This window comes from Mastigocoleus testarum BC008, assembly GCF_001456025.1.
GTDB lineage: Bacteria > Cyanobacteriota > Cyanobacteriia > Cyanobacteriales > Nostocaceae > Mastigocoleus > Mastigocoleus testarum.
The window spans coordinates 1-12,353 of the sequence record NZ_LMTZ01000085.1 but is presented as its reverse complement, the minus strand read 5'-3'; the positions used below and the strand labels follow the sequence as shown (position 1 = coordinate 12,353).

Sequence of the window (12,353 nt, the reverse complement as noted above, 5' to 3'; positions counted from 1 at the left end):
TCTTACTATGTCAATAACCTAATAAAAATAAACCGAAAGATATTTTTATTCTTCTACAAAAATAAGTAAAATCTAGTTTATTTAAAATTAACGATTCTCTATGACCTTCACCCTATTCCATCAAGTCAGTCAACAAGATTTAATTTATCTTTTGGGTGCGATCGATAACATCCGTCAAAGACTCCACTAAACCTGCTTGCCGAAGAATAAAGTGAGATAAAATAACATACGCAAGCGCGGAAAATTAACTGCAATGCCAGAAGAAATTGATTATCTAGAAGAACCAGATTATATTGGTGCGGGATTAGGTTTCCCAATCAGAATGAACGTACAGGGTGGAATCCAACTCAGCGCTGACAAACCAAATATAGAAGAATCGATCGCAATCATCCTCCGGACAGATTTGGGAGAACGGGTATATCGTCCCAATTTTGGTTCGCGGTTATCTGAGTTAGTATTTGAACCTCTCAATACCCAAACATTATTACTAATTCGTCTGTATGTGGAAGAAGCATTGGAAATGTGGGAACCGCGCATTACTCTTCAAGGAATCCGTACAGATCCAGATCCAATTCGGGGAAAAGTAGATATTGTCATTACCTACAAACCTAAAAACAGCCCCGACATCCGTAGCTTAGTGTATCCCTTTTATCTTACACCACGAGAATAATATCCTTTCTAGAGGAAACGGGGAACAGGTGAGTGGTGATAAGTAAGGAGTAATGAGTAATGAGTAATGAGTAATAAGTAATGAGTAATAAGTAATGAGTAATAAGTAACTGATAACTGATAACTGACAACTGATAACTGATAACTGATAACTGTTAACTGTTAACTGATAAAGCATGGACTTTGATTTTTTACCCAAATTACCTAAATCCGATCTTGACGATCGCACCTTTAAAGACTTGGTAGAAGAATGTATTCTTCGCATTCCTCGCTACTGTCCCGAATGGACAAATCATAATCCCAGCGATCCGGGAATTACTTTGATTGAGTTATTTGCGTGGTTAACTGACCAAATGTTACTGCGTTTTAATCAAGTCCCCCGACGCAACTATGTATCTTTTCTAGAACTGTTGGGAATCCGACTTAATCCTCCATCTCCTGCAACATGCGAACTTACTTTTTATCTATCCTCCGCTCAACCCCAAGAAGTAAGAATACCCTTTGCAACGGAAGTTGCGACTGTAAGAACGGAAACAGAAGAGGCTGTCATTTTTACTACCGATAGGGAATTAGTTATCGGTAATCCCCAACTCAAATATTTATTGACTGCAGAGACAAAAGACAATATTACCCAAGAATTGCTTCATGACTGTACCCCATCTAATTTTCAGTGGCAAGACTTAGATGAAACCGAACTTTTCGAGCAAACTATGGTGGGTAACTGTTTCTATGTCATTTTAGAAGACCAAGAAGATTCAATTGAAGGTAACATCATAGCCCTCAAATTTAAAGGAGAAGCTGCTAGAACTACAGGTATTAATCCTAATAATCCTCCCTTAAGTTGGGAAGCATGGAATGGTCAAAAATGGCAAAATATTCTCCGGGTCAGAGAAGATGACCGAACTAAAGGTTTTAGTTTTAACGAAATTGCACAACCATTAGAAGGAGCCGATGTAATTTTACATTTACCTCAACAATTACCCATTACTAGCTTCGGTACAAGCTATCGTGGTAACTGGATACGTTGCGTATATACTCAGACTGATGCAGACCAACAACCCTATGCTTACTCACCCAGTATTGTTGGTTTAGCTGTCAACTCTATTGGTGGTGCGATAGACGCTACCCAATGCATCAGAATCGAAAATGAACTACTGGGGGTGAGTAATGGTAAAGCAAGCCAAGTATTTGAATTACAAAGTAAACCGATCTTGGAACGAACTCCTGACGAACATATTCGCATTAAACTTCCAGGTGAAAAAAGCGAAAACTGGGAAGATTGGGAACGTTGGGAAGAAGTCCAAGACTTTGCAGCATCTTCTCCTGAAGACCCACACTATACTATTGATTCCCAAACTGGTACAATCCAATTCGGACCATTGATTAGAGAACCTTCCCAACTTAGGCAACAGACATATCAAAGAGGACGAATTCAACCGCTAGGAAGAATCGTCAGGCGAACAAACTATACAACTGATAATAACCTAGCAACTTACACGCCTCCTGCAGCAGAAAATGATGGAAGTGTTGCTTTAGAACTGCAATATGGTAAAGTTCCCCCTCCAGGTTCTGAGATCTATATGATGGCTTATCGTACTGGTGGCGGTACTATTGGCAACGTCAGCAAAGGTAAAATTACTGTTTTAAAGAATTCTATCCCTTACGTTAAACATGTAATTAACTATCATAATGCTTTTGGCGGAACTGACTCGGAATCTCTAGATGAAGCAGTTTTGAGAGTACCTGAGTTATTACGCACCCGCGAATGTGGGGTTACTCCAGAAGATTTCGCCAGGATTGCAAAGGAAGCTTCACCGTTAGTTGCTCACACTTATTGTCTAACTAGACCGGAACATACTACAGCAGGAATCGTACGCTTATTAATAGTACCCCAAAAACAAAACCTATCTAATTTTGACTTTAGTGGTGGGATAAAACCAAGCGATCTTGCACTCGATCGCGAACTAAAAACCGAAATTTTAAATTATATGAGCGATCGCAAACCTTTGGGAGTGCAAATAAAGTTAGAGGAACCTGAGTATGTTGGTGTGAGTGTGAAAGCAGAGGTAATGCTTGAGGTGCAATACAATAATATCCGCGCCCGTGAGAAAATACTTTCTAGTGTGCTCTGGCAAATATATCGTTTCTTAAATCCTTTAGTTGGGGGATTTGAGAAAAAAGGTTGGGATTTGGGACGACCGGTTTATTCTTCTGACATTGTTGCAGTCTGTCAAAAAATACCAGGAGTGCGTTATTTAGGAAGAGTAGAGTTATTTAGTTTGCGTAAATTTGGTGATGAATGGTTGCGTGACGATATACCAACCCAAGAAATCGATCCGGGTTCATTGGGATTGATATGTTCTTGGAAAAGTGATAATTCCCAACTAGCTTCAGAACATGTCATTGAATTTATTTGATGTTCGCCATATACAGTTATCAGTTAACAGTTTATGACTAACGCCACGCCCTTACGGGCTACAGTTATCAGTTAATAATTGTAATTACCATATGACGCTGTCACCTCATATCATGTCCGATAAAACACTTGCGATAAGGCTCGTAGTAGCGCTTGAGCGCCAATATCTTTACTATGGCGCTATTAGCGTTAGCGTGTCCGTCAGGACATAGCGCTACTACAAGCAAGCATATTTTTTCATAACTAATTAGACGGACATGATATCACGCTATAGCACAGACTACGTCTGTTTAACTTTTTACTTTTTACTTTTTACTTTTGACTTGCGCATAGCGCCATATTTGTGCGACTACAATAATGTTTGACTCAAATTTTTGACTTAGCAATGAAATATAACAAGATTCTTCTAATATTATTGACTGCGGTATCGATTTTATTTCCCATCTCTGCAACGGTTGGGAATATTCGAAAATCTAGGAAATCTTTACCAACAGCAAACATTATTAGTGATGGAACCGAGTTAAAAATCCAAGATGGTCAAAGAACACAAATTATCAAAGCTAGTCGCTTGAATTTAAGAGTGATTGATGGTTTAAATTGTCAAGCAAGAAAAATTTTTCCTAGTCAGAGATTAGCTGGAAGAAGATTTCTTCCCCAAGGATTCAGTTTCAATCCCAAAACTGGAAATCTTGCAGTTGGAGTAGTATTACAGGAATGTTTTGATATTCAGCAAAGTGCTGTATTTATTTTAGAACCACAGCGTAGTTGGCGCAGTTATGCTATTTACCGAGTGCAATTACCGGGAAGAAAAGCTTTACCTGATGAATTTTCTAGCTATCCTTTTAGAAATATTATCAAAATAGGTTTTTTTGCTAATGATTTGCTGGTCAAACATGGTGATGCATCTGATTCACAAGGATTGTTAGTGTTTGGGAATTCAGGGAAGCCAGCGGGAAAGTATGATGGCTGTGTAGTAACTTCTGTTGGGGAAAACCAGAATATTTGTCCAATTGTCATATCAGATTAGTTATAGAATAGATTCTTTTTTCTTCCTGTTCCCTATTCCGTGTTCCCGACATTTGCTGCGATCGGATAAAAATGGATTAATGACTTAAATTACGAAATTTACTTCAAAAAAGTACGAAATTTACTTCAAAACAGATGTATTTTAATTTGTACCAAAAGAATTATTGTTCGTAAAAAAGTGAAATATCAAAAACTTTTACCAATATTTTTAACAGCAGCATCAATTTTATTTTCTGTTGCAGCAAATGCTCGTAATAATCAAACTATTATCTCTCAAAAATCACCTCAATCTTTGCCCACAGCAAATATTGTTAATAATGGGACTGAGTTAAAAATTCAAAGTGGTCAGACAACACGAACCATAAAAGCTAGCAGCTTGAATGTTAAAGTTATTGACGGTGTGAATTGTGAAACTCTAAAAACTTTACCCGTTCAAAATGTATCCGGTAAGAGATTTGTACCCCAAGCAGTCAGTTTCGATCCAAAAACTGGAAATCTTGCAGTTGGAGTATTGTTGCAAGAATGCGTTGAGAGTCAACAAAGTGCTGTATTTGTGCTACAACCACAAGCTAATTGGCGAAATTATGCGACCTACCGCGTCCAATTACCAGGACCAAAAACCTTACCCGATAAGTTTTCTACTTATTCCTTCAGAAGCATCTATCAAATAGGTTTCCTCAATAATGATTTACGAATCAAACATGGTGATGTATCTGAAGCAGAAGCACTGGTAGTGTTTAAACCTTCTCAAACACCAGCAGGAAAGTATGCTAGCTGTGTAGTAACATCAGTTGTAGAAGGCGGGAATCTTTGCCCAAATGTTAAACCAGATTAGTTATAGATTTAGTTATAGATATAGATGAGCGATCGCTTTCATCGTTATATGTAAAAGCAAAAAGTAATACATCTTGTAGAGACATAATATATTACATCTCAAGTAATATATCTTGTAAAGACGTAATATATTACGTCTCTACATTGCATGACTTTCACTCAATCCCAATTCGATATTCGCTGTGAATGGGGTCGAAATGGAGTTAAACAGTTAGCTCCCATCAGCGATGTTGTCATTATCATTGATATTCTGTCGTTTTCAACCTGTATTGATATTGCTACTAGTCGAGGAGCAACGGTTTTCCCTTATCAATGGAAAGATGAATCTGCTTCACGGTTTGCTAAATCTATGAATGCGGAATTAGCCCAAAAACGAGGTGGTAATGGTTATTCTCTTTCCCCAGCTTCATTAACACAAATTTCTCGGGATACTCAGTTGGTACTACCTTCACCCAATGGTTCATCCCTCAGTTTAGCAACCAGAAAAACTCCGACTTTGGCTGGATGTTTGAGAAATTGTCGAGCGGTTGCTTTAGCAGCGATGGGTTATGGAAACAAAATAGCTGTAATACCTGCGGGAGAAAGATGGGAAGATGGTAGTCTTCGCCCTGCATTTGAAGATTTGGTTGGTGCAGGAGCAATTATTTCTCATCTAACGGGTAGTTTATCACTGGAAGCACAAGCTGCAGCTAGTGTATTTCACAGTACTAAACCTAATCTAAAAACTTTGCTGAAACAATGCGGTTCGGGGAAAGAGTTAATTGAGCGGGGTTTTGAGCGTGATGTTGATTTAGCTGCAGAATTGGATGTTAGTGAATGTGTTCCCGTGTTGGTAGATGGAGCGTACAGACAGCTTGGGTAAATTGGCAAAAAATAACTTGTAGTAACCTCGTTTAGCCTAAATTCCCACCTGGAAATCAATTTCCAGGCTAACAGTCTAAGTACGTTAAAACGCACTCTTAGCGTAGCGTGTCCGCAGGGCATAAACCTTACCCAGTCTGCTTTAGAAGACTATGGCTTACGCCACGCTACGCTAATGTCTATGAGCCTGGGATTTTAATCCAAGGCGGAACCTTGGGTTAATGGAGTCCGGGAGTAACTGCGTTTAGACCAAATTTCCACCTGGAAATCAATTTCCAGGCTAACAGTCTAAGTACGTTAAAACGCACTAAAAAGCTTACCCAGTCTGATTTATCAGACTATGGCTTACGCCACGCTACGCTAATGTCTATGAGCCTGGGATTTTAATCCAAGGCGGATCCTTGGGTTAATTGAGTCCGAAATGCAAATTGTTAAATAACCAATAACCAATTACTCATTACTTCCCTCACCTTCTCCACCGTCCACCCAAATAAATGCGCGACTGCTGGCAAAATACTCTCATCCTTTGTAGCGTCATAGATGCGAGCAAGATTACTTAGAGTAACTCCTAAACTATGCTCATCATTAAATTCAGCAAAAATTTCCAAAGCTTGCAGTAAGTTTACTTGAGCTTCTGCAAAATCTTCTAATTCTTCTGCTAATAAACCTAATTGTCCATAAGTTCGAGCAGAATTATAACGATCGCCAAATTCGAGTAAAATATCCAAAGCTTGTTGGTAATTGTTTTTTGCTTCCTCAAACTCCCGTAAATTTTGGGCAACCCATCCCAGCTGGTGATAAGTGTGAGCACAAGAATAGCGATCGCCAAATTTTGTATAGATATTTAAAGCTTGTTGATAATAGTTTCTTGCTTGTGCAAACTCTCGTAACTGTTGTGCTAAAATTCCCAACTGATGATAAGTACTCGCACAAGAGTAGCGATCTCCAAATTCGATCTTGAGAGCCAAAGCTTGTTGGTAATWWTTTYYCGCTAATTTTAACTCTCGTAAATCTTGGGTTACTATTCCCAAGTTGTGATAAACCCCAGCACACTCGTAGCGATCGCCAAATTTTGTATAGATATTTAAAGCTTGTTGATAATAGTTTCTTGCTTGTGCAAACTCTCGTAACTGTTGTGCTAAGATTCCCAACTGATAATAAGTGCTCGCACAAGAGTAGCGATCTCCAAATTCGATCTTGAGAGCTAAAGCTTGTTGATAATAGTTTCTTGCTGATTCAAACTCCTGTAATTTTTGGGCTACTATTCCCAAGGCTTCATAAGTGCTCGCATATTTATAGCGGTCGCCAAATTTTCTGTGGATATCCAAAGCTTGTTGATAATAGTTTCTTGCTGATTCAAACTCTCGTAAATGTTGGGCTGACATTCCCAACTGGTGATAAGTGCTCGCACAAGAATAGTAGTCTCCAAGCTCGATGCTGATATCTAAAGCTTTTTGGTAGTAGTTTTTTGCTTGTTCAAACTCTCGTAATTTCTCAGCAACTATTCCCAACTGGTGATAAGTACTCGCACAAGAATAGGAGTTCCCAGATTCGATACTGACATCTAAAGCTTTTTGGTAGTAGTTTTTTGCCTGTTCAAACTCTCGTAATTCTTCAGTAACTCTTCCCAAACTGTGATACATCGCAACTAGTGTTGATTTTATCCATATTGTTTCTACACCGTTAATATATTGGAGTAGTTCTATAACTTTTTGATAATACGTTTTAGCCTGTTGGTAATATTGCGTATCTAAATAGGAATTTCCTAAATTACCGAGCGATGACGCAATTTCGTAAGCAATTTCACTTGTTTTAATGTCAGACGGGTAAGATTCATGGACTTCGCAGACAGATTCTGATAATTTCAGCTTACTTTGAACATCATGAATCAAATCAAAGTATTGGTACAAGCAGAAAAAAATACCAAAACTTTCCTGCTTTTCCAAGCAAATTTGCAAAGCATGATAAAGATTTTCATATTCCCACCCACAGAAAGCAATACCCAATTGTCGTTCCTGCGGATCTTTCGATTCCATCAGATTTCCATAGTCAACTGCTAACCTGCGATAATAATTTTTAAAACCCTCCCGCAACGCTTCGCGGATTTCTCCATCGAGTTCTTTTAATCTAGCTTCTAAAAAGTAAGGAAATAGAGGGTGAATATTGAGTAAATTCGGTAAATCATAATCGATGGGGGAAAGTAAACCCCAGTCAACTGCTGCTTGAATCGCGTCATCAAATTCGTCAAAGGGATAACTTTTAAATACTTCTAATTTTTGTAACTCCTCAATATATTCGGGTATCCTTGAACGATAAATAAATCCACTAAAAGGAGCTAAACACAGTAATAACTGCTGTGCTTCATCTGATAAATTATTGTAGGAATATTCAACGCATTTAATAATACTTTCCGTTTTATCTGTACTAGCACTATCTAAATTCATATCTCCAGCTTGCACTGCTGCTAAAACCTCTCCCGGAGACTGATTTCTCAAGTTTGCTAATACTACCTGCATTGCTAAAGGATATCCCGCTAAGACTTTCATTAGTTGTTGAAAATCATCATCTTCACGGATTTTAGGAATGCGACGTGCTAACACATGACGTTCTAATATCTTCTCAGCTAACACCGTGCGGGATTCTCGATCTAACCCGCGCAACTGATAGATATTTTGTTTAAATGTCGTCTTTTGTAACCACTCTTCATTACTGCGGGAACCGATGACAACGTAAGTCTTTCCACCCGCTAACTTAGTTAAAAAACCTTGAATTTCTTGGCGTTGTTCTGAAGTCAGAGTATTTTGAATTGCTAATTCTTCTCCCGTTACTGACTCAAAGTTATCTAAAACAACCGTATAGTTATCAGCCCGGAGTGTTTTGACTAACTTTGCAATTTGAGCTTGCTGACCCATCGCTTGAAATCGTGCAAACTCAAACTTGTTATAAACTGACTTCCCAATATCAAACAGAATTTGTGTCAGCGTCCAAGCTTTGCGATCGTAACCAAAGTAAAATACATCTTGAGTAAAACTTGTAATTTGCCACCATTGGCGCAAATAATTGAGCAGAGTAGTTTTACCTGTTCCCCCCATTCCCTGCAAAAGTAAAATATTGTGGCGCAGTAAAGCTTTTTCAACTTTGAGAATTGCTAAATCCCGTCCCACAAAACCATATTCTGGTTCTAAGAAAGAATACTTACTACTAACAGACTCAAAATATTCCTCTTCTTCCTCCGGTGTAAATTCCCGCAAGTTGAAATTAACAGCTTTGTTGGTGTAAACCAGAGGTAACAGCCAATCTTCTAAATCAATTGTTTTATTAGGGTAAACTTTGCGTTCTTTTCTCCGGAATAATTCTCCCCTACCCAAACGGATCGCTTCATTGATACTTTTGTTATTAAATAAATGGCGATAAAGCTGTTCCATCACGATCGCAGCAGCAGAAACCGTCACCGAATACCCCATCGCTACCACCATCTGCATTCCCGCAGTCATCAAGCGACTTCCTAAACTGGTTTCCCTGGTATCTATTTTTTTTCTCTCGTCTTTTTCTTCCTCGTCTTCCTCATCCCCTAACTTAACTTGCTTCGCTGACTGACAAGCATTCAAAATACACACAGAAATACCCTTACCTGTCAGTAAATCTGCTAACTCCTGCGCTTCTACCGGGTCAGCTTCTCCCTTGCTTTCCCCTTCCAAAAACAAAAATGCTTTTACACCATCATAAGGTTCTAGATCGTACCTACCGTATCTGTTGTTATAAACATAGCGATTTCTTTGTATCTCTTGCTTTACATCTTTGTACCTCATTAGTGCGCCATGACAATCAAAATGAATTACATGGTAAAAACCTGTACCTTTAGCTTCCAAGTATTCACACAAAGCTTTATAAGTAGCAGGGCGCAATAAATCCACATTTACCCGCAACTGACAATTTTCAATTAATTCAATTAAAGGGCGAGAAATAGTACGATATCCAATATCATCTTCCTCATCCGGACGCGCCGTTACCACCAACAAATTAATTACCGGAGATGGTTCGACGTATGTCGATGTACTCGTCAGTTTGACACTTTTACGCACCATAATACAATCTACCGCCAAAGGTCGTGGTAAATCTGGATCTCTTATTGCTTCCCAATGCAAACTATGAAAATCTGGGGTTTTGCTAACTATTTCAATTTGTAACTGACTTAAATTACCCCGCAGTTGGCGATATGCGCTGTAAGCGTCAAAATCTGCTTTGAAAACTTGCTGAAATAAACTTTCTCCGTACAACCTTATGCTACTTGCTGCTCTCTGAGCGATTGTAGTATCAGTAAAAGGGAACCTCACCCAGTCTTCGAAATACCACTCTAATTCTTTTTCTTCCTTCGCTGTAAACGGTTCAATAACACTAACTGAATATTCTGCACCATCAAAGCTTAAACAAACCTCAAATCCGTTATCAGTTTTGCGCTCCTCTCGAATGATGATGACTGGCATAGGGTTAATATATAAGTATTAATATTTGCATACAGTTTCTCATACAAATTATTGTTGTTAATTCCGGGAAAAACATGCAATTTGCTGGTTGTCTATTAATTTAAGTTCTTAATTACAAATATATCGTCTCGCCCCTAGCGTATTTTCAGACTGTGTTACATCCCCCCTAGCCTTGAAAAAGTCAAAGTCCCCCTTTCCAAGGGGGATTTAGGGGGATCTTCCCTTGGAAATTTAAGAACTAATCAAAGTCCTTACCAAAGGGGATTTAGGGGCATTTTTCTTACTCAATTATTAGATTCACTGTCAGGCTCAGTATACTTACAATAAACATTTACCCCAATCTTGAGAATATACAACGCTACTACAGTAGCAATCGCCCCATCAATCGGAATTCCATTTAAAGCAGCAACTGTAACCAAAGAACCAATAATGCTGTTGAGTAAAGAAGCACTCTTTGGGTCTTTAGTATGTTCCTTGATTTTTCCCCGCAAACCCTCATCACCACAGATTTCAGTGCGAATTTCCTCTAGGGTTAACTTTAACAAAGACTTTTTCGCACCGTAATTAACCTGACCAAATTTTTCTTGCCAAAGTCTATCAAAAGCCGCTTCCAGATCGCCATCATTATCTTCAATGGTTGTAAGTGCTTTTTGTATCTGAGTATCATTAGGAAGAAGCTGTTGATAATCTTGGATTTCCGATAGTTCTAGCTGAGTAGTCATGAGAAATTGGTGAGTAATGTTAGCGTAAGCGGGGCGCGACAGCGCACAGTAAGAAGTAATTTGGTCTTCCCCATCCTCCCACACTTCCCACACCCCCCCCCACTTCCCACACTTCCCACACTTCCCACACTTTCCCAATCCCCACCCCAAATCATTGTCAAAATAGAAAATATTTGATACTTAAGAAATTGATTCATCTAAGTATTTGAGAAATATATTTAGAGAAATATATTTGTAAATATATACAGGGTTACATAAAAATGAAAATTGGTATTGATATTGGACATAATGCACCTCCTGATACAGGAGCTAAAGGCATTAAATTTGAAGACCATTTAACTACAGAAGTAGGCTTAATGGTGATGGAAAAACTAAAAGCCTTAGGTCATACAGTTGTAGATTGTAAACCTCAAAAAGTATATTCCGTAAAACAGTCCCTCGTTCAAAGAGTAAATATTGCCAATTCAGCGCGAGTGGATGTTTTTGTTTCAATTCACTTTAACGCTTTTAATACTAGAGCATACGGTACAGAAATCTTTGCAACTAGTAGTAAAGGTAGACAATTTGCCAAACCAGTATTAACAGAAATTGTTAAATTAGGATTTTTTAATCGTGGAATCAAAAATGGTTTCCACTTATATGTTGTCCGTAATACAAGTATGCCTGCAATCTTAGTTGAATGCTGCTTTATCGACTCACAAAACGATATGAAGTTGTATAATGGCGAAGCGATGGCAAATGCAATTGTCAAAGGTTTAACAGGAGAACTTCCACCACCACCAGTCGAACCAATACCTGATGAAACTAACAATCCAGATACCTCTGTTCTTCGTTTACAAAAATCATTAAATAGACTAAAGATAAGCGATAAAGATGATAAGATGCTCGACGAAGATGGAGACTTAGGTCCAGCAACTAACTCTGCAATTGAAAATTTTCAAACAACTGTGGGAATTCAAATTACTGGAGTTGCAAGTAAAACTACATGGGATGCTCTTAATGAGATTTTATCCAAACCAATTGTGAGACAAAATCACGCTGCTGGTACATTAGTTCAATATTTGCAATACCGTTTGGGAGCAGATATGGACGGAATCTATGGTCCACAAACAGAATTAGCAATTAACACATTTCAACGAGATACCGGCTTAGTTATTGATGGAATTATTGGACCCCTAACTTGGGAAAAATTGATCGGATAAGTACCGCTGCGCGGAAGTAAAAAGTAAAAAGTAAAAAGTCAAAAATTACCAGTTATACCAACTCTATGTGAAGTTGCATATAACTGTAGAATAAAGAATGAAGAAATAAAAGAAGCAAAAGCGAACAATGGGGCGTCCC

General features: G+C 38.4%; 8 protein-coding genes. 6 read left to right on the top strand and 2 right to left on the bottom strand.

Annotated elements, in window-relative coordinates; genetic code table 11:
- Positions 1-253: 253 nt before the first annotated feature.
- From BC008_RS13980 to BC008_RS13960, 5 genes are all read left to right on the top strand, one after another.
- A complete protein-coding gene (locus BC008_RS13980) occupies positions 254-670 on the top strand; it encodes a GPW/gp25 family protein (protein ID WP_058183610.1) in 417 nt (138 codons plus the stop codon).
- Positions 671-845: 175 nt separating this feature from the next.
- The gene (locus BC008_RS13975) at positions 846-3,086 is read left to right on the top strand and encodes a putative baseplate assembly protein (protein ID WP_027846314.1); all 2,241 of its coding nucleotides are present in this window, start codon (positions 846-848) and stop codon (positions 3,084-3,086) included.
- A gap of 384 nt (positions 3,087-3,470) precedes the next feature.
- Complete coding sequence (locus BC008_RS13970) at positions 3,471-4,112, top strand: hypothetical protein (protein WP_027846313.1); 642 nt, start codon at positions 3,471-3,473, stop codon at positions 4,110-4,112.
- A gap of 177 nt (positions 4,113-4,289) precedes the next feature.
- The gene (locus tag BC008_RS13965) at positions 4,290-4,946 is read left to right on the top strand and encodes a hypothetical protein (protein ID WP_058183609.1); all 657 of its coding nucleotides are present in this window, start codon (positions 4,290-4,292) and stop codon (positions 4,944-4,946) included.
- A 147-nt stretch (positions 4,947-5,093) separates the two neighbouring features.
- Positions 5,094-5,807 (top strand): 2-phosphosulfolactate phosphatase, encoded by a 714-nt coding sequence (locus BC008_RS13960; protein WP_027846311.1) that lies wholly within the window; start codon positions 5,094-5,096, stop codon positions 5,805-5,807.
- A 430-nt stretch (positions 5,808-6,237) separates the two neighbouring features.
- Here the strand turns inward: BC008_RS13960 and BC008_RS13955 are convergent, their stop codons facing one another.
- Positions 6,238-10,290, bottom strand: a complete 4,053-nt coding sequence (locus BC008_RS13955) for a tetratricopeptide repeat protein (RefSeq protein WP_058183608.1) — start codon at positions 10,288-10,290, stop codon at positions 6,238-6,240.
- A gap of 284 nt (positions 10,291-10,574) precedes the next feature.
- Entirely contained in the window at positions 10,575-11,105 is a 531-nt protein-coding gene (locus BC008_RS13950) for a hypothetical protein (RefSeq protein ID WP_321170077.1), read from the bottom strand.
- A gap of 167 nt (positions 11,106-11,272) precedes the next feature.
- On the opposite strand from BC008_RS13950, the gene BC008_RS13945 reads away from it, so the two are divergent.
- Complete coding sequence (locus BC008_RS13945) at positions 11,273-12,214, top strand: N-acetylmuramoyl-L-alanine amidase (RefSeq protein WP_027847080.1); 942 nt, start codon at positions 11,273-11,275, stop codon at positions 12,212-12,214.
- The last annotated feature ends 139 nt before the right edge of the window (positions 12,215-12,353 follow it).

Excerpts from the sequence above, each read along its gene's own strand:
- BC008_RS13980 (WP_058183610.1), top strand. The coding sequence starts at position 254 with ATGCCAGAAGAAATTGATTATCTAGAAGAACCAGATTATATTGGTGCG.
- BC008_RS13975 (WP_027846314.1), top strand. The coding sequence starts at position 846 with ATGGACTTTGATTTTTTACCCAAATTACCTAAATCCGATCTTGACGAT.
- BC008_RS13970 (WP_027846313.1), top strand. The coding sequence starts at position 3,471 with ATGAAATATAACAAGATTCTTCTAATATTATTGACTGCGGTATCGATT.
- BC008_RS13960 (WP_027846311.1), top strand. The coding sequence starts at position 5,094 with ATGACTTTCACTCAATCCCAATTCGATATTCGCTGTGAATGGGGTCGA.
- BC008_RS13945 (WP_027847080.1), top strand. The coding sequence starts at position 11,273 with ATGAAAATTGGTATTGATATTGGACATAATGCACCTCCTGATACAGGA.